Source organism: Sporosarcina sp. Y1011 (genome assembly GCF_057669885.1).
Genome location: NZ_JBYHFP010000019.1, coordinates 1 through 19,683, shown reverse-complemented (window position 1 = coordinate 19,683; position 19,683 = coordinate 1). Strand labels below are relative to the sequence as shown.

The following is a 19,683-nucleotide window of genomic DNA, read 5'->3' as shown; positions in this document are numbered from 1 at the left end:
AATGACATTAATAGCCTGGCACCAGATTTATTTCAACTGTATAGTCTTCTCTGATTTAATGATTTGTTTTAGCTTGTCTGAAAGCAAGCTGATGTATAGGTCCACATCTTTTTCAGTTTCAAGTGTCTCTATATGAATAAGCCCAGCCAACTGCACTATTTGTTTTGAACGAATTGGTTCATCAGGGGGAACATCTCTGTCTGGCGGCATTGGCGGTGTTAGCGGGTCACTTCCTCGTCCAGTTATGATTTCCCGTTGAATCACTTTCTCCATATCTTCTTTATAATCTCTACTTTGATTAATCATTGCATCAACACGGAAAATGTCTGTAGAAATAGAGATACTTCCTAGTAGGCGTTCGTAATAGGTATCTACACGTTGCTTTGTTTCATTTGACACATGATATTGTTTTGTTAAAGAAGATAATGCTTCATAATCCAAGGTGATTTTAGTTAATGCATCACTCATTTTTTCTTGCAATACGTTTTCCATTTTCCTAGTTAAGACATTCAACTTTTCCGGTATGTCCTTTATCATTGTGTATGGAACCGGTTCTTCGATGACTTTCCAGAGATCAGCCATTGCCGCCTCTACTGCAGGATCGTATAAGTATGTTTTGTTATCTTCGTACTTACTTAAACCATCAAGTCCATCGTCAAAAATCTTCCTTTGATTCGTGTCAAAAAATCCTTTGACTGCTGTAATGTCGCGCACCCAATAATAAAGATCATCTTCCAGTTCTTTTAATTTAGTGAAAAATGTGTGATTGTCCATTCCTTTTGTGAAGTGGGAAAAATACTCGATACCTTTGTTGAGCAAACTCATGCCTGGATACTTTTTATTTTCATAGCGAATTTGATATTTTTCTATCTCCTGCATTTGTTCAGCAATCAAATTTTCAATTTCTTCTTTTAAGCCGTCCTCATCATCTGGTAACGCAGTCTTATTGAAAACGTCTTTCGTTATATCCCTAGCGATTCTTAACAATTTAGGATCTGTAACTGTCCGTTTCACCACAATTGTTTTTGCTGCTTCAGCAGATTTTGTTAAAGCAGTAATAACTTTTTGAACATCTGCGACAGGTTCTAGATATACGGAATTATAGCGAATTTGAATAACCTGTTCTTTTAATAGACGTGCAATAATCCCCTGAACGTCAAGTTCACTCCAACCAAATGGCTTATCTGCAAAGCGATCTGTAAACGTTTTAACAGTCATCTGTTTATTGACGCTATCTTGGAGTGTAAGAAACTGACGGATTTCATTCACCGCGAGGCCATTTGGATCTGTCTTCAAAGCATCGTCCATCGAAGTTTGCTGTTCATCAGCTGCAAGGATTTGAACGAGGTCACGCTCGTTGTTCAAATGCTCATTCATATACCCCATCTTCGTATAGACATTATCAACAAGTAGACGGAATCCATTATTAATTTTTTCTTTCACAGTGGATCCTTTAATGTTGGCATTGCTACCATTAATAAAAAATGCCGCTTCTTTAATGGCATCCTCTAGTAAGTTTTTAGCCCGGCGTTTTCTATCGGTAACTTCTGCATTTTTATTGTTCAAGATGTTTTGAATATTTTCTGCAAGTTGTGAAACATTTGTCTTTTTGCGGTATTCTTGAATCTTTAATGCTTCTTCCATCTCTTCCACGTATGCCTCATTGCCACCAAGTTTTACAATCATTTCGTCGGTTCCTTGTGTTTTCATCATCAGTTCTTGTTCCGACTTATGATAGTCCTCAGACAGAGGTGATAAAACCTTAATGCCGAGACTCGCGGTTTGAGTACCATAATTCTTTTCGTCCATTTTTTGATTAAACGCGAAAGAATAGTCAGTTGAGTATTTGTATCGTTTTTCGTCATACAAACCTTGGAAAACTTCTGTGTACAGTTCTCGTTTCAATTTATCTTCATCAATTGCCATATTTTTGATTTCACGGTTTATGTCTTGTTCATCGTCTGTTAAGAAGATGTAGGTTTCACCATTTTTCTGAATAAGTGTTTGGGCAATTAATTTACGCAATGCCACTTGGATTTCATCCTTTAACTCGAGCTTATCTTCATCGATATGTGTCACCATAAGTGTCGCGATATTGTCGATATTGGCTGGGAGTTCTTTAATGTATTTAATCATAAAGAGTACTTTCAACAGTTTTATATTAAATTCGTCGTCTTTCAAAGACGGGTTTTCAGTTGCAAGTTCAATGACACGAGAAATCGTAGGGTTTAGGAATTCTTTAATGGTGTCATAGAATGCATAAAATGGGATAAGAGCACCCTCTTCAGCTTCCATATAGTACAACCCTGCTTCCTTGAATGCCGAAAGCATCGAACGTTCTCCTTCTGACAAGTGTTTTCCAGAAGATCCGTGTTTCCGTACTTGTTCAAATACCTTTTGAAGTAAATTGAACTGGTAGGGAATGAACGGATACACTTCAGCAAACTCGTGTTCATTGTCATAGCCACGTAGATCAGCTGTGCTCTCCCTGAAGCTAACCAAGTTTTTAAGGATGGCACTTTTTTCAGGATAAATCAGCTTTAGTTTATCACCCACATAGTCCTTTTTCTGAAGAATTCTATGCTTAATGACTTCGTCAACTGATATAGATGATAGGGAGAGTCGCGTATCAAAGCGACCTTGAATGCGTGAAAAATCGTCTCCTTTCACTTTAAGGACGCTATCGATGCTCTCTTGTGACGTAACCATGATCCACACCTTACCTTGACAATGCGTACCAAGGTCCTCTGCTACCGTTTGTAAGTTGAGCATAAGATTTGAGTTGTCGCCAACGTATTGACCGATTTCATCGACTAAGAAAACGAGGTGGCTGTTTTTTCCTTTACTATCGAGGTAGGACTTCACTTCTTTTGCAAACTTTTCAATGCTAATTTCGAAGTTATTGACGCCTTCATGAAACCAATGACGTGCTGTTTCATCGGACATCGATGTGACTTTCGTCAATGCTCCTACAACATAATCCTCATCAAAATAGAACGAATTACGACGCTCTACCCACGAATCCCCCGCCAAGGTATGGAACTCTTCCTTGAAAGCCGGGAACAGTCCCTGCTTGTCCAAATACTGCTCCATTTCTGCAACGCCGTAGTTATCGCCATAATACCCCCGGTGCTCATTAAATACCTTTAAAAAGACGCGTAAAATCGCATCATCTTTTGTTTTGTTGTCCATCGCACCTTTTGAATCTATGTTGAATAGAATCACTTCTGTATCTATATTTGCCGTTCGCTGCATGTTCGCAAAAACAAGGGGGTCTTCAATTTTGTCTTGGAAAAAGTCAATTGCTTTTTTCCCTTTAACTGTTTTATTTTCAAGCAAGTACGCTAAGATTTTCAAAAAATGAGATTTACCAGAACCGAAGAACCCAGAGATCCACACACCCATTTTGTCTGTAGAACCGTCAATTCCTTTTTGATAATTCTCATAGAACTTAGACATATGGTTTCTTAATTCACGCGTCACAACGAACTCATCGAGCTCCTGATAAATATGCTTTTCTTCAGTCTGTGCAACCTTAATGACGCCTTTAATATCCCGTTCAATATCTTTCTCAAACATCTCTTTAATAATCATTTAAATCCCCCGTCCTTTAATCCACTAAGCGGAATGCTCTATAGTAGTTGTCGTCCTTAAATTTGCCAAACAGTTGCAAGGATTGCCCATCGTATTTTCCTGGAAAGAACATTATGACAGGTGTCTTGTCGAGTATTTCTTGTAAATTATTTAGGATTGTATGAGAGCGAACAAAAGGAAACACTTTGCCTACACCTGTTAGGAAAATCACATCACATTCATCTTTTTGCTCATTGATTTTCTTAAGAAACATTTCTGGCTTTGCAAACATGGTCATTGCACGAAACAACGCTTCTTTCCCCTGTTTCTCTTCCATCTCAAAAACGCGGTCAAAAATGTTTCGTTCTTTCGCAATGTCAATCATCATTTTATATAAATCGAATTCGATGATACGTCTATTTGTTCCGCTATAATCAAAGTGTTTTTTAATTACCTCTATATAGTCCCGAACATGGAGCTCTTTCTCTGCTTCATAATCGAATACATAAAAACTAATCTCGTTGCCTAGGCCACGTCCATCAATGAACTTCTCTTCTTTTATTTTATCGATAATCTTATCCAGTCTTTTATTTAAGTTCGCCATTGTTTCACTCCCTTATCCGCCCATTGCTTCTATATAGCTACTGTCGCCGGAATGGCGTAAATGTTCTTTAACTTGATCGTTAATAAGAAGATGATTAAGTTCTCCACTATTTCTATCTTGTACTACTCCGCTTTCTATTAACACTTGCATATATGCTCGTTTAAGTTTTTCAATATTTATTTCACTCCAGCTCGCAACTCTTTCACTTTGTTCCGCTTTTTCAGTGAAAAAGAGATTCAATTCTTTCTTTTCTAATGTGTAATCATTTACCCGAAACTTTTCACGAATCACTTCATTCATAAATTCGAAGAAAAGAATATCCGTTTTCATAATCGCAAAGAGATTAAGCACTTTCTGATCGACTACTGAATCCTCCAGCATTATCGTAGCGAGTGTTTCGTCAATTACTTCCAATCTTCTCATCACACTTGGTAATACTCGATTAATACGACTTTCATTTTCAAATTGAAAGACATTTTCTATTTGTACTTTTTTTCTTATTTCCTGGTTGGATATGCCTTGTTGCTTCAGCTTCACAACTTGCTTCAACTCAAACAACAAAAATGAAGCTCCATTTAGACTTGAGGAATAGACCAATTCCATTGCTTTTCCCTCATTTCATATACTTTTTCATATTTCAAGTTCTAATATTCGTTCCACAATTTCCAATCTACGTTTTCCACATTGTTGCTGCACAACAGTCGTAAATTCGCCGTCCTTTATTAGCTTGTTCCTATTGTTTTCATACATATCTGTCACACCTTTAATCAATACTGGTTCATCAATAGACTCATCAAAGTAGCCATCAATTAACTCATTTAAAGCTATTGCGAGCTCGCGTTGTGTGCGGTAAAAGAGTTTCACCTTCATATCCATTCACCTCTTTATAGATTACTACCTTATTCTTATTTTACTCTTACTCCATTGGTAATACAATGGAATAACAGTGCTAATAGCATTAATGTGCGGCATTCTTTGCAAAGGGACCAATAGAAGCCCAGTCTGCAGTTTATTGCAAAGCTTGGATTTTTTTCAATTACCTTAAATTAATTCAAAACTTTTACCATCTCATACTTTGCAAGAATGACTAATTCCTTCGTCTACTGCCCAACCATTTCTATTTGGTCTGCATTCAGTTTTCCTTCATGAAAGTAAAACAGCACACCCGATTGTATAGACGGCATCCCATGACAACAGCGCTTCAGAGTAGCGGAACATTATAGATTCATACGCTGCTTTCTTGGTGAATTGCGTCCCTGATTTCAGATGTTAGTAGCCTTTTTCATATAACAGAACAAGTCTTTCTTTTGAATTTGTCCACGATTCGTCTAGTAGCATTGCTGCCTGGATGATTTACTGTAATATATTTTCAACGATTACTCTTGCATGTGTGAGCATTGTGAGGGGGCTCTTGAATACACTGTTTTCAAGTAAACGTTCAACGTATGCGGGTTCTTTTGAAAGTGATTCAAGAAAATTATAGAAGAATGGTTGATTATCGATATGACGTTTTCTTCGACCGTGTGAAATTCTCATTATAGTCTTATTTTACCACGGCGGCATTATCCCTGCGCTTCCATAATTAAGCAATCCCGCGGCTAAAAAAATAACCACCCTATACAAGACGTTTGAAATCGTACAACACATATTGTTCTCCATATGGACCTCAGACATATCCACTAGTTTCCATAATTATTTTATTGGTCAATTTGTCCTCCTTCTATCAGGTACCAGCTACCGTTGCGTGGTGTATTTATAAATAATATGTACTAACTAAGCGAAGTCGCCTTACAGAGGGATAGCCGATGCCATAAGTTTGGCGGGTAAACTGCCTGGCTTATGGCGAAGGACCTTACCTAAACAAGTTTTTTAAAAAAAGTGGTTTACCTTACTCCACCGCGGGTATAGTTAGATTACAAGGCGGAACTACCGAAGGATGAACCGAGTAGACGAGTAACCTACGGGTGAATCTGACGATGAACTGCACAGCCTTGGCGGAAAATTTGCTTTGCTGGCGATGTTTCACTTTTTAAGAACCGTTTGAGTGGGTTCCGATTTAATGTGTTGATCAAGCAGTAAGCGTAACGTTTTTTGTTTAAAGTGCAACTAGATACTGACTTCAATGAAGCGAATCGCGTACCAAACATATTGCGACTGCATGGCCGAATGGCTAAATGAGTCAGCTCCATCAAACTGCACGGACGAGTTTTACGTATTAATCGTCAGCAAGAACAGTTTGTGCAATTGAAAAAAACTATCAAATTTTCCGAGCACCCCCCTTTTTATTGGGGAATGGAAAAAGCATGGTCCTCTCAATCTGAGGATCATGCTTTTTCTTTGATTTATCTAGCTTCTTTCATTTGTAGCCCCAATTGTTTATTCAACTTCACAAATCCTACACCCGTAAGAATTGCAGTTATGGCACCAATTGCTGCGGCAATTCCGATATCGCCAAACATCATCGTAGATAAGTCCAATCCAATTCCGCCAACAATGAGTAAAAGTATGCCAATGGTTTTCATATTCATCCCTCCTTGTTTTCGGTGAGTGCCCGGTGTGTTAAACAGAACTATGCACTCATTCCATTTCTTCCAACGCATCCGGATAAACAGTAGTGCCAAAGATTTCTCCTGTGGTGGCATCTTCTGAATGCACAGTTACGTTCAGTTTTTCTGCATTCGTTCCGTCGAACGCTTGGTAGTACATACCCGACATTGCAAGGCCTATCGTGGCAAATCCGTCAAAACTGTTTTCGTAAGCAGCTTTGTCGACGACTGCTGTGAATTCAGAGAAGGATCCATTATGCTTAATGTCTTGAATCGATGCGAAGTCCTCATCAATTACTAATTCATCGACATAGGTCGTTACGCTCGTTTTCATTTCTTTCATCAATTTTTTATGCTCCGCTTTTGACATTTTGTATGTAACAGATCCGTCTTCATTTTTAGTAACGTCTTTAATGCCATCCTTTTTTGCCTCAGCAACCACGTTATCAATGTCTTCCCCTTCCATAAATGTAGCGGGAATGGTCACTTCAACTGTTAAAAGTCCTTTATCAACTTCAAGCGCGCCCCCTGTTTCCTCTGTCTTTTTCTCATCTGGTTTTTCTCCTTTACTTGAGTCATTACTAGCCGAACAAGCCGATACAATGAACACCACAGCTATGAGAACTGCAATCAATATTTTCTTCATCCGTTTCATCTCCACTCTTTCTAATCAGTTGAATCCATTTCGTAATTACATATTTTAATTTTAAAACCCTAATATTATCGGAATTTTGTTATCGATTATTCGTATACAAGGATTTTCGTTGATTGTAACGTAAGGCGGCGACTCCAGCGGGAAAAGCGCGAGCTGAAAACCCCGCAGGAACGCAGTGACGAGGAGATTGAAGCCGTGCCCGCGGAAAGCGTCCGCCTGGAGTGTAAATCAACCTTGTTAGGATTTTAATACAATAACCTCTAATATGAAATTGGCTCAGTTACTGCACATAAAAGAAAACAGGCGAACCTTCACTCGAATCATAGGAAACTTTGAAGTCATCCTCTATTTTCACTTGGCCTGCAATATAGCCCTCGCCTGTACCACCATTGTAAAGCTCTTTTGACAATTCATTTGGAACGACAGCTGATGCCCATTCATATACTTCCCCTTCATTCGAGACGAATTTAAAATTCATGTTTGAAAAATAGAGACTGTCGTCATCTGTTTCAGATTCCTTTAACAATCCTTTTACCTTAACCAACACATATTCAAATCCCTCAGCTGCTGGTTCATTGTACATATTTTCCTTTTCGATAGCTGCCCAAGCTGCATCTCCACGAATCGTTTCAAGTAGCGTTATCTCCAAGAGTGATTCATTGGCATTATAACTATCATCATAAATGTTTTCCTTCACTGTTATCGTTTCTCCGAACGGTAGAGAATTGACCTTGTACCGATTGGCTTTTCAACAACTTCTTCCGCTTCTTCCGCAACTACCTCTTTTACCTCTTCTGCGGCCGCTTCATTTTCCGGTGTCACTTCCCGGCTGTTTTTCTCATCGATGTCACCACAAGCCGCTAGTACCAACAACAAAAATGTACTTCCTATCAACATGATTTTCTTCATATCAATGTAACCCCCTCTTAGTGTTTACTCTCTCATTGTAAATGCCCATAAAAAATAACCTTTGCGTATATCCACAAAGGTCATCGGTATTGCTCATACATTTTTTCTGCTTCTTGTTTCATCCGCTGGGCAAGTTGGCTGGGATGCAGTACTTTGACGTCGCCGCCCCATCGGAATAGCCAACGGACAAGACCTTCGCTCATAGCCACTTGTGCCTTCAATAAAATTGTCCCGTCTTGTTGATCTACAATATTGGCATCTAAACCAAAGCGATCAATGACGACATTAACCAGTTTGTCCTGAAACGTTGCTTCTAGTGAAATCATATCACCGCCAAACATATGGAACATCCCGCCAGTATAGGTTTTCAATTCAAAATAAGAATCAGCTACAAAATGCTCTTCCAGTATACGAACAGTACGCATGCGGTCAACACGGTATTGCCGGATTTCATCTTCTTTAATAAAATGGGCCACTAAGTAATAGCGATCATTATTCCACACGAGCCCGAGTGGTTTAACAAAATAGTCACTACCCTCATGTCTTACGTTAAATTGAAGATTCTTTCCGTACCTTCCATATTGAAATGCGACCATTCGTTGATCATGGATTGCTTCATGCAATGACTGAACAGTAGATATGATTTCAACTGCTCCTTGTGATGATTCATCAGCTACAACTAATTCATTCGTCAACTGCGTGGCCAAACTTCTGCTTGTTAGTTTTCTGTTTTTCATGAGCAATTGATTTGTGTCTCGTTGGGGAATGAATTTTGCTGCTGAAATGGCATCCATTAATAAGCGCAGTTCATGTATTTCGAAAAGCCGACCGTCGTAATAATATCTTTTGGGTAACCCTTTTTTCTGCTGGACAGCAACAACTGGAAAAGCAATCGAATTCTCAAGAGATTGGACATCGTCACGAACTGCCCCGATTCCTACTTTTACATGTTCCGGGAAGAGACCATGGACATCATGAATCGTCAACATCGTTTTTTCATCCGTATACTCTTGTAAAATGCGGATGACTTCTAACAAACGATCTCTTGCTGTTACTGGTTCAGTTGTCATTGAATTTCACACCCTTTTTCGGGGAATTTTCAGTACCTGCACGACGCATGCAAGTTCTTTAGAAAGTGGCTGCAGAAATTTATAAAGATATGATAGATTGTCCATGTGATATTTTTCTCAATAGTCTTATTTTACCACACTGAAACTGATACTGCCCTTCTATAATGTAGTGAAGCTACGCATAGTAATATAGAGATTTCCACTTCCCTATCATCGAATTTAGACAGAAGACGAGCCAATGTCATTCTTGATTGGTACCCAACAAGGGATTCTATTGATACAATCAAGCCATGTGCTGAATAATTAAAAAAACCGGAAAGTTCAATTAAGGAATGATGAAATTCAAACAATTGATCCTATCTTCCGCGAATCATTACTCAGCACGATAGAGAGGGAGTTGTTCATTGTGAAAGTTTTTGTTGTTGGAGCAAACGGACAAATTGGTCAACATCTTGTACATCTTTTAAAAGAAAGTCATGAACATACAGTAAGGGCTATGGTGCGTAAGGAAGAGCAAGCAACGGCTTTTGAGACACTGGGTGTAGAAACAAGGCTTGCGGATTTGGAAGGAAGCGTAGAGGAAATTGTTGAAGCTGCGAGAGGCTGTGATGCCTTTGTTTTCACCGCGGGATCTGGTGGACATACTGGGGCAGATAAGACAATCTTGATTGATTTGGATGGCGCGGCTAAATCGATAGAAGCCGCTACAATACTTGGCGTCAATCGATTTATTATGGTGAGTGCCATTCATGCTAATAAAAGAGAAAACTGGAGCAGCTTACAATATTACATGGTTGCCAAACATCACGCTGATAACATCCTTGAACAAAGCGGCTTAACGTATACGATTATTCGTCCTGGAGGTCTTCTAAATGAACCAGGTACCGGAAAAGTTTCAATTGCCGAAGACTTGCCTACAGCATCAGTTCCACGTGAAGACGTAGCCAAGACGATTCTAGCAACTTTAACGAAGGAAAATACTTTTAATCGTTCATTTGATCTTGTGTCGGGTGAGGATCAGATTTCGGAAGCATTAAATAGGGTTTAATTAAATTAAAAGTTATAGTTTATTCAGGGTGTTTTACAGTTTTTGGACATGAACTTGCAAATTAGAACTCGTTAACCAATAAGTAACTCCATTATTCAAAGCGTCATAAAACAGTTTCGACTGATTCATGACGCTTTTATCATTTATTTTCGGCACTGCTATCCACATATAAACTTCCATCAGCTTGAATTTCTGCATAAAAGACTTGCTCGATATGTCCGATACCCTGTTTTTTCAACTGCTCGTACAACCACTCTTCTGTTAAACTCAGTTCTTTTAAATTCTTTTTGACGACTTTATACTCAGATATGATTTCCGTTGGAATATATTTCGGTTGAGGTGCGGGTGCGTTCACATCTTTTTTCGTAGCAGGTTCCTGCCCCGCTTTTTTCAAAACACTTAAGTTCCCATTCGTTTCCAAAATGGCATAATCGACGTCTTTAATTGAAAAAATCCCTTGTTCCCGTAGCATCATGTTCAAATCATTAATACTGAGACGTGATTTTTTCATGGATTTTTCAATTAATTTCCCTCCATGCATGACAATTGTCGGCTCGTCGTCAAGAATGACACGCATTTTCTGTGATTTGAGTGCAATGAAACTCATGAGCAATGTCAGCAGCGACCACCAAACCATCGATAAAAGACCATTCAAAAAAGGGCCACCTGATTTACTAACAATTTCAGCAGCGATGGAACCGATTGTTATGCCTGTTACGTAATGGAAAAATGTCAATTGGGAAACCTGTTTTTTCCCCATAAGGCGCGCAAGTATGAGCAGGACAATAAATGAGAGCGTTACCCTTAGTATCATTTCCCAGAAATCCAATTCCCACATTTCGCCCATATCCTCAACACCTCCGTATCATGAGTGTTCCCTACATTCTTTAGTATATACGAAAAAAAAAAGCCTCAAACGGGTAACTACATTCGAGGGAATGCGCCACTTTTACTTCATAGTGAGAGGTACTTGTGTCAGACACTAAGACAAACAATTCACATTTTCAAGTCTTTATACAAAAAGTAAAGAATAATCGCATCGGTGTTGATTTACCTTGTATTATTATTGAATTGCATTGTATTTACTGAATAGTTTCGCGCACACGTAAATTTAAAAAGAAGCAAGAACGAACAATGAAAAACAGACCAATAGCATTTAAGCTAAGGTCTGGTTTTTTATTATATGGATATATCTTGTTCAGCAGCTTGACTAATTCGCTGTTTCTTAGACTTTCTAAAATAAAGCAATTCATATATACAAGGGATAACAATCAGAGTTAGCAAGGTCGCCATGGCTAACCCACCGATAACAACAATCGCGAGACTTTGTGATACTAAACTTCCTGTTTCTGCTTGTTTCACTAAAAGTGGAAGCATCGCACAAATAGTTGCAATCGCAGTCATAAAAATCGGTCTCATCCTTGTTGCGGTTGCTTCAACAAGCGCATCACGAATAATCATTTTTTGTTCATTTTGTTTTACTCGGTCTAAAAGTACAATCGCATTTGTTACGACGATACCAATTAGCATTAATGCTCCTAAAAGTGCCGTGATATCAACTGATATTCCACTGATAAGAATTCCTAAAATGGCTCCTATTGCAGCTAGTGGTAGAGAGCAAAGAATAGCGATTGGCGCTTTGATTGACTTAAATGTGATTACCATTATTAAAAATACAATCCCGATGGAAACAAGCATAATGAGAAATAAATCTGTAAAATCATCTGCTTGTTGGCTACTTGATCCACCTACTAGAACCTCGACATTCTCTGGAAGCTTCATGCCTTCCTTGTCATTTTTATCGCCGAAAATTTCTAGATTTACTGCCTTCGAAATTTCCGATAGCTTGGCTGGATCAACTGAAGCTGTTACTCGGAAGTAGGCATCCCCATCTTTATGGAACTGGTTAGTTGAACGCTCTTCAATTTGTAACTTAGCAATGGATGATACAGGGACAAGACCCGTATCAGTCATGACTGGTATATTTTCTATGTCTTCAGGTGTTTTCGTATCTAGGAGAGGTTCTAGAAATACAGTTTTTTGTTTATCATCTAAACTAATCGTTCCGATTGGTGTCTTATTTAACATCACTCCTAACTGTTGTGCAATTTGTTCGGTGTTTCCTTTTGTTGGGTCTACAACGAGGGAGTATACGGTTTTCTTTTCATCTTGATTGGTCGTAACTTCCTCTACACCTTCCAGGTTCTGTACTTTTTCTTTTATAGTAGTTGCCACATCTTCTAAATCTGCTGAATTTTCACCTACTACATCAATGATAATATTCGTACTTGCTCCTCCCATCATAAAGGAAGCAGTAGTTACTTCTAAGAGGGCATCAGCATATTGATCTTTTTTCTTTTCCATTTCTTTTACGATGTGTTCTGTATCATTTTTATCTTCTAATAAAATACTGAAGGTTGCTTCAGTCGGTGATCCAACCCAGCCATATTGTGCCGCTTCAGCTGGAGAACCTACCTGTGAAAACACATGTTTTACTTCATCCATTTTGTGAATAGATGACTCCAGTTCCATAGTTTTTTCCTTTACTTTTTCAAGTGGTGTATCATTCGGGTAACTAAGCGTGGTCAAGACATAGTCTGCAGAGGAGCTATCAACTGCACCTTTTGGGATGGCAAAGTAAGTACCAATGGATCCGATGAAAAGGAAGATGGAAATCGAGAAGACAATCCATTTATGGTTTAAGGACCATGTAACTATTTTCGGGAAACGAACAGCTGGCTTAGGTTCAGGCAACTTTGTATTCTTCAATAATCCCGCACTCATTATCGGAACAACAGTCAACGCAACGATTAAAGAGGCTAGCAAAGAATAGGTAATCGTTAAAGCGAATGGTAAAAGGAATTCTTGAAGGCCACCATTTAATAAGCTCATCGGTAAGAAAACGGCTACTGTTGTTATTGTAGAAGCAGTAATAGCGACTCCTACTTGTTTCGTTGCATCAATAATCATTTGGACGGAGAATTTCTCTATTTGCATTTTGCGGAAAATATTTTCGATGACGACAATACTGTCATCAACTAGACGACCAACTGCAACAGCGACACCGCCAAGTGTTAAAATATTCAATGTCACTCCAGACCATGACAGTAAAAATAGTGTGAAGCAAAGGGATAAAGGAATCGATACAATGGTGATAAATGTAGAACGGATATTTCGTAGGAAGAGCATAATGACAATCGTTGCAAATAGTGCGCCAAGGAGTACTTCTTTTATCATCGTATGAACAGAATTTTCTACTAAATCAGCAGAGGATATATAAATAACAGATTCTTGCTGATTATACTTTTTATTGATTTCCTTTGTTACTTTTTCAATTTCTTTGCTAATAGTCACTGCATTGGATTGACTATCCTTTGTGATGCTAATATCTAAGCTATCCTTACCGTTGAAACGGCTAATGAAATTCGCATCTTTTGTTTCTTCAATCGTTGCAATATCCGCGAGCGTTAAATCAGGTGTAATAGTTAAACCTTTCAATTTTTCGATGCTAGTTAAATCACCTATTACTTTAATATTACTTGTTTTCCCATCGATCATCTTTTCACCGACAGATATAGCAGTATTTTGACCTTGAAGAATCCCCATAACTGCTTGAAGAGAAATCTGATTTTCAGCTAATACCCCATCATCAATCTTGACGGAAATGATGGAATCTGTAATCCCATATACATCTACTTTAGAAACCCCTTTGATTTCTTGATAGAGAGATGGAAGTTTTTCACGTGCAAAATCAATATTTTCGGTAGTCAAACCTTCATTAAAGCTGACGGCAATGTTAGCAATTGGAATCATAGAAGTATTTAGCTGTGAGATTATTGGCTTGGAGAGATACAGAGGCAAAGCTACATTGCTTATCGCTTCTTGTACGTCCTGTTTGGCTTGTTTCATATCAGTTCCTGCCTCGAAGAACAGATCCACTTTTGAAAATCCATCTCCAGTTGTAGAATAGACGGATGTTTTACCATTTAATCCTGTAATTGCTCTTTCAATCGGAATGGTTACTTCGGATTCCATTGTTTTGGAGTCAGTTCCCTGACCCATGGAAATAATAGTGACTTGCGGATTATCGGCAGATGGTAAAAACTCCATAGGTAGTCTAAAATAACTGACAACGCCTATCACTAATATCAAAATGGTTAATACAGCGACAGCGGCTTTGTTACCAAAAGCCCATTTGGTAAATATCGACATAGAAAGTCTCCTCCTAAAAACTAAATTAATTTACAAAATTCCGACTTATTAACATATGCTTCCTTCCATCGTTTTAGTTGCATCTTTATTGTATAAAATAGAAATATATTCCACATTGATCCTTAGTATTATCTTTTTCTAAGACCTAAGGCTTAGCGATAATGGGTAGCAGGTTCTCATTAAATTTCGAATAGTTTCAGAACCAGATACCTTAAATTAATGATGTGCAGAATAAAGTTCTTTATCATTCCTATGGCCTTCAAACGGGATGAAGCGCCTGCAGAGTATCATAAGGTTTCTGGGTTCTAAGTCAAATGTTGGGGTGATGTGATTTGCACGTCACCCTTTATCCTAAATGAACCCCGATTTCTTTATACTTAATGTTCAATAATATCTTTGCTTTAAAGTGATCGAAGCGCCTAAAACCATTTGCATTACGCTTCATCACTTTTGATTTGTTATTGATACCCTCTAAAAAACCATTTGAATACTTGAAGATAAAACTATTTAATATCTCAACTTGCCAATTCTTAAACGTTTTAATCGCCTTTAAAAATGCGGGAATATTAGCTTCTTCTACCTAAAAAGTAGTACCTGTGCTTGACAAAGACAAACAATTCACACACCCGAATAAACATACAAAAAAACCAGACATTATCCAATTTGTCTGTTCTTTATTCTATCATTATTCAATTGCAGCTAATATTCTGAGTATTTTTATGCACGGCGTACCTGAAATTATTTATAGAATTGTATTGTATTTACTGAATAGTTCCGCGCACAGCTACTTAAAATTAACGAGGGCAACTCCAAAGAAAACGACGCAATGACTTGTTTTCTTTCATTACGAATACCATGCCAACAACACTCCATTCTATTATTTTTCCGTCCAGAATTTACAGATAATTTCATATTACTCTACAATTATTGTAATACTGTTAATTTAATGTAAAAATACGTAAAGTGATCTAATATCACTTTTGAAGCACTTACTGAAGAAATGTAACTGAATACTAAATGGGGCATTAGATTTGAAGTTGTATAGCGGTTTTGGAAATTATTTGAAATAGGATTCGAAGATTTAATAGAACTGCATGAATATATTTCAAGTTTCCTATCCAGCCGGTCGGACTTGTTGTAGAAGATAAATATTTCAGAATGACTGGCCTCGACGGACACAGAGTGAAAATCCGGTTGCTGAAGACGATTGCGGAAGTTATCTCTACGCTGAAAATGGAAAGACAATAAATCGTAATTTGAAGATTGGAATATTTTGAGGAACTAGCTGAAGTCGCAAAAGTACTGAATAGTGCCACGCACAGGCGCCTAAAATTAGTAGCATTGAAGCATTTAATGTAATGAATACAAAAAAGCCTTTGTTTTTCAGTCAGTTCATCCGACTCAACAATAGGCTCTTTTATCTCTTTATTCGGTTTCATCCTTTTCGAAATGGTTGCTTCCTTTTGTTTTTTGGCTGCATCTTTCTTAGATGGACCTCTTATCCAAGCTTCACATCATGCTTTTCAGCTAATGCAGCAAGTGTTATTTTTGTGGTTTCCCACTCTCTGTGAATCTCTTCCCAATTAGGCACATCACATCACCGTCCACCTCCATTATTTTTAGCCATAGAAAAAGCACCTCTGGATAAGGTGCTAAATTTTAATAATTCAATGTAGACTCAAACTCTTGAGCTTCCTCTTTATTTAAAGAGATTCCGATACTTACAACTTGGTCTTTTCTTACTTGATTTTTAACATAGTCTTTAGAAATAAAGTGATACCACATTTGACTGTGCTCATTAGTAATTTCATCAATTATTTGTTTTTTACTTACTGCATTTTTAAAAAACAAGTAGTTTTGTCCGTTCTCCAACGATAAATGCACTTCATAAGATTTTATCTTTCTCACCTCCCCTCAGACTAACATTCGTCATAGAAGGTGAAAACCCTTTAAGTTTATTTATTTTAGGCATAGAAAAAGCACCCTCAAGGATGCTTTCGTTCACTCTTTCCCGACATACTTTTCGAATTCTTCATCATCCAACTCTAGTATACCCTTTAATTCTAGCATTTTAATTTCATTAAATATCTCATCAGCTTCATCTTTGAATTCTTCTTTTGTAGTGAGATCATTCTTAACCAACACTTCTATAATTGTCATATCAATAGCTTTTGATTTAAATTCCTTCATCGAGTTGAATTTCAATAGGCGATTTAGACGGGTTACGTTTAGCGACTTCTGATTCGCCGAGAGTGTCGAGATTTTTTTCATTCCATGTAGTAAGACCTCTTGTGAAATTGCTATCCAAACGAGGTTGTAACACTTTCTTTCCTGCATCCGTATCTAGGAACCCTTTCCCCCTCAACTGTAGGCGTTGAAAGCTCTTCGAGGTACTTTTTTACATCGGCGTTATCTTTATTGGCTAAGAGCCATGCTGTGATTTCTTCTAATCTAATTGATAATTCCTCCTTGTGCCCTTATAGTTCGCGTCTATAAGAGCACAATAAATAAGCTTCTTTTAGATCTGTGCTCAAAGACCGGTTGCATAACGGAGCAACGAACCGAGATAGCGGATCACTTCCTCCCTAAAATATAATCGCGTTTAACAATATATCCGTGAAGCAAAATGATCCACCTCCTTTACCGTAATTTCAACCACAGTACAATATCATTATACCCGAGGCGAACAGGACTGCACCAAAATAACCTCTCCACTGATTCTATTTCCCCTTAGCCCATTCCTCATAACTCACATACGGAATCACACGACTAGGTGGCGTATACTGATCAATCATATCCGCTGGTTTCTGCTGATACTTGTCAGATTCAAAAAATACATTCTTGGAATTTCACTTACAAAATTATAAGTTAATAGATTTAACTCAATTTCTAAATTTTCGATTTCGATTTCAATTTCAATTTCAATTTCAATTTCCAATGCACGATAATTTTTTCCCTTTTTTACTAACCCGAGTCTTTTATGCAATAAAAAACCAACCATTTTTTCATTTCAAGTTTAGTTATAGAAATGAGCGTATTCTCCTCTAAGTATTGTAAATTATTATATTATTCATTTTTTAGTTGTTTCAAGTGAAGATCTCTCGGGTAGTTATCTAATACATGTGAATGTTATTACTTTTCATATGTAGTATATTTTGGGAGGATGATAGATATGGAAAAAAGAATTGTTGGGAGCTTTAATTCAGATGAAGAAGTCTTGTTTGCAATTGAAGGATTGAAACGTCAGGGGCATCGAGAAACAGATATGATGGTGGTAGCAGAAAATAAAAGTGCCATTCCATTAGTCACTTCTCGCACCGGAGTCATGGTAGAGGCAGATCAACAAGTGAGTACTATAGCAGGTGTTATGATGAACAGCTATTTTTCCATGTTGTCAGCAGGAATGGGCCGCACACAGGCTAATTCCTTGTCCAGCAAACTAATTGAAAGGGGCCTACCAGAATATACAGCAAAACAGTGTGAAGAGGTAATAAATAAGGGGAAAATAATATTGCTGGTTGATACGAATACAACTTACGACAGTCCTGTCTATAAAACACAATATGAAACTGAAAACTCAACAGCTGTCCGACTCCATGAAGAACAGCTTGAAATTACAAAAGAGAATGTCCAAGTTGGAGAATTACAGCTCCGTAAAGAAGTAGTGGAAGAACAGAGAACCTTTCATGTTCCACTATTTCGAGAAGAAGTATATGTAGAGCGACGTCCTGTCATAGATGGAAAGTTAGATGGCAGCCCTTTTAGAGAGGATGAAATTATTCGCATCCCCATTATGGAAGAAAGAATAGAGGTAACGAAAAGAGCTGTAATTGTTGAAGAGGTAATTATAGGCAAGAGAAAAATTCAAGAAACAAAACAGGTACAGGATACCATTAGAAAAGAAGAAGCTCGGATTGAGCGTTCAGTCCCTACGGCAATCGCAGCAGGGAAACTAGTTTACCAAGACACAGTAGGGCACGTAGAAGATATTACAGTAAGCCCTAATATTTTGATCGTGGAAGGCAATCCCGATATTGAAAGTATAATGGCGGCGGAGGACAAAAAGGAAGAAACCCGCGAAAAACGCACAAGCTCCCTCGCTGTACAAGGAGAGAAAAACAAACCAGTATTAGCTGTCAGTAAAAAGGACGAGGTAAGCGGGACACTAACAGATTCTCCTGTTAGTAAGGAAAGTAAAAGTTCCGAACCAATTTCAGCAGCTACTGTAAAAAAGGAAGAAGCAATCCACAACAACGAAAATTCCTCAATCGATGAGGAAAATAAAAATAATAAAAATCAAATAAAAAAGAAAAAATAATAATTCTCAGTAATAGGTTTGGAGAGGTGATGCGTTTCTTAGATATTATACAAAAAAAGGCTGATTTCAAAGATCACTTAAAGGTGAACTTTTGAAGTCAGCCTTTTTTAAAAAGAGGTACCTGTGTCAGTCACTAATTATAGAATTAAGTTGTAATTATTGAATAGTACCGTGCACAGAAACTTAAAATCATTTACTGAATGTCTGTGTCTTAGTCAGCGTCGCTGTCGCTGTCTCTGTCTTTGTCTCTATCTCTGTCTTCGTCTCTATCTCTGTCTTCGTCTTCGTCTTCGTCTTTGCCTTTGTCTCTGTCTCTGTCTCTGTCTCTGTCTTCGTCTCTGTCTCTGTCTCTGTCTCTGTCTCTGTCTCTGTCTTCGTCTTTGTCTCTGTCTTTGTCTCTGTCTTCGTCTTTGTCTCTGTCTTTGTCTCTGTCTTTGTCTTTGTCTTTGTCTTTGTCTTTGTCTTTGTCTTTGTCTTTGTCTTTGTCTTTGTCTTTGTCTTTGTCTTTGTCTTTGTCTTTGTCTTTGTCTTTGTCTTTTTCTATGTCTTTGTCTTTGTCTTTGTCTTTGTCTTTGTCTTTGTCTTTGTCTTTGTCTTTGTCTTTGTCTTTGTCTTTGTCTTTGTCTTTGTCTTTGTCTTTGTCTTTGTCTTTGTCTTTGTCTTTGTCTTTGTCTTTGTCTTTGTCTTTGTCTTTGTCTTTGTCTTTGTCTTTGTCTTTGTCTTTGTCTTTGTCTTTGTCTTTGTCTTT

The 19,683-nt window shown here is 37.9% G+C and carries 16 protein-coding genes and 1 pseudogene; 2 read left to right on the top strand and 15 right to left on the bottom strand.

What is annotated here, in order from left to right; translation table 11 throughout:
* Nucleotides 1-27: 27 nt before the first annotated feature.
* From brxC to AC25Y5_RS15920, 9 genes are all read right to left on the bottom strand, one after another.
* On the bottom strand, nucleotides 28-3,594 hold the full coding sequence (brxC, locus tag AC25Y5_RS15960) for a BREX system P-loop protein BrxC (RefSeq protein WP_488141165.1): 3,567 nt from the start codon (nucleotides 3,592-3,594) through the stop codon (nucleotides 28-30).
* A gap of 16 nt (nucleotides 3,595-3,610) precedes the next feature.
* The gene (locus AC25Y5_RS15955) at nucleotides 3,611-4,177 is read right to left on the bottom strand and encodes a DUF1788 domain-containing protein (protein ID WP_488141164.1); all 567 of its coding nucleotides are present in this window, start codon (nucleotides 4,175-4,177) and stop codon (nucleotides 3,611-3,613) included.
* Nucleotides 4,178-4,189: 12 nt separating this feature from the next.
* Nucleotides 4,190-4,780, bottom strand: a complete 591-nt coding sequence (locus AC25Y5_RS15950) for a DUF1819 family protein (protein ID WP_488141163.1) — start codon at nucleotides 4,778-4,780, stop codon at nucleotides 4,190-4,192.
* A 27-nt stretch (nucleotides 4,781-4,807) separates the two neighbouring features.
* A complete protein-coding gene (locus AC25Y5_RS15945) occupies nucleotides 4,808-5,047 on the bottom strand; it encodes a TIGR04540 family protein (RefSeq protein WP_488141162.1) in 240 nt (79 codons plus the stop codon).
* A 1,472-nt stretch (nucleotides 5,048-6,519) separates the two neighbouring features.
* Nucleotides 6,520-6,699 (bottom strand): hypothetical protein, encoded by a 180-nt coding sequence (locus AC25Y5_RS15940; protein ID WP_488141161.1) that lies wholly within the window; start codon nucleotides 6,697-6,699, stop codon nucleotides 6,520-6,522.
* 55 nt (nucleotides 6,700-6,754) lie between these two features.
* Nucleotides 6,755-7,369: a hypothetical protein gene (locus AC25Y5_RS15935; RefSeq protein ID WP_488141160.1), complete on the bottom strand. Its 615-nt coding sequence runs from the start codon at nucleotides 7,367-7,369 to the stop codon at nucleotides 6,755-6,757.
* A 289-nt stretch (nucleotides 7,370-7,658) separates the two neighbouring features.
* Entirely contained in the window at nucleotides 7,659-8,075 is a 417-nt protein-coding gene (locus AC25Y5_RS15930; protein WP_488141159.1) for a hypothetical protein, read from the bottom strand.
* 2 nt (nucleotides 8,076-8,077) lie between these two features.
* The gene (locus AC25Y5_RS15925; protein ID WP_488141158.1) at nucleotides 8,078-8,287 is read right to left on the bottom strand and encodes a hypothetical protein; all 210 of its coding nucleotides are present in this window, start codon (nucleotides 8,285-8,287) and stop codon (nucleotides 8,078-8,080) included.
* 80 nt (nucleotides 8,288-8,367) lie between these two features.
* On the bottom strand, nucleotides 8,368-9,357 hold the full coding sequence (locus AC25Y5_RS15920; RefSeq protein WP_488141157.1) for a helix-turn-helix transcriptional regulator: 990 nt from the start codon (nucleotides 9,355-9,357) through the stop codon (nucleotides 8,368-8,370).
* Between the two features lie 406 nt (nucleotides 9,358-9,763).
* Between AC25Y5_RS15920 and AC25Y5_RS15915 the strand changes: the two genes are divergently transcribed.
* Entirely contained in the window at nucleotides 9,764-10,405 is a 642-nt protein-coding gene (locus AC25Y5_RS15915; protein ID WP_488141156.1) for an SDR family oxidoreductase, read from the top strand.
* Nucleotides 10,406-10,544: 139 nt separating this feature from the next.
* Here the strand turns inward: AC25Y5_RS15915 and AC25Y5_RS15910 are convergent, their stop codons facing one another.
* From AC25Y5_RS15910 to AC25Y5_RS15890, 5 genes and pseudogenes are all read right to left on the bottom strand, one after another.
* Nucleotides 10,545-11,252: a YetF domain-containing protein gene (locus AC25Y5_RS15910; RefSeq protein WP_488141155.1), complete on the bottom strand. Its 708-nt coding sequence runs from the start codon at nucleotides 11,250-11,252 to the stop codon at nucleotides 10,545-10,547.
* 332 nt (nucleotides 11,253-11,584) lie between these two features.
* Nucleotides 11,585-14,617 carry an efflux RND transporter permease subunit gene (locus AC25Y5_RS15905; RefSeq protein WP_488141154.1) on the bottom strand — a complete coding sequence of 1,011 codons (3,033 nt, stop codon included), beginning with the start codon at nucleotides 14,615-14,617 and terminating at the stop codon, nucleotides 11,585-11,587.
* Nucleotides 14,618-14,963: 346 nt separating this feature from the next.
* A pseudogene (locus AC25Y5_RS15900) lies at nucleotides 14,964-15,197 on the bottom strand (transposase); the annotation flags it as partial.
* A gap of 1,079 nt (nucleotides 15,198-16,276) precedes the next feature.
* The gene (locus AC25Y5_RS15895) at nucleotides 16,277-16,525 is read right to left on the bottom strand and encodes a hypothetical protein (RefSeq protein WP_488141153.1); all 249 of its coding nucleotides are present in this window, start codon (nucleotides 16,523-16,525) and stop codon (nucleotides 16,277-16,279) included.
* A 93-nt stretch (nucleotides 16,526-16,618) separates the two neighbouring features.
* Nucleotides 16,619-16,888: a hypothetical protein gene (locus AC25Y5_RS15890; protein ID WP_488141152.1), complete on the bottom strand. Its 270-nt coding sequence runs from the start codon at nucleotides 16,886-16,888 to the stop codon at nucleotides 16,619-16,621.
* A 901-nt stretch (nucleotides 16,889-17,789) separates the two neighbouring features.
* Between AC25Y5_RS15890 and AC25Y5_RS15885 the strand changes: the two genes are divergently transcribed.
* A complete protein-coding gene (locus AC25Y5_RS15885; RefSeq protein WP_488141151.1) occupies nucleotides 17,790-18,935 on the top strand; it encodes a YsnF/AvaK domain-containing protein in 1,146 nt (381 codons plus the stop codon).
* Between the two features lie 211 nt (nucleotides 18,936-19,146).
* Here the strand turns inward: AC25Y5_RS15885 and AC25Y5_RS15880 are convergent.
* A partial coding sequence (locus AC25Y5_RS15880; protein ID WP_488141150.1) for a hypothetical protein occupies nucleotides 19,147-19,683 on the bottom strand: 537 nt, incomplete at its 5' end.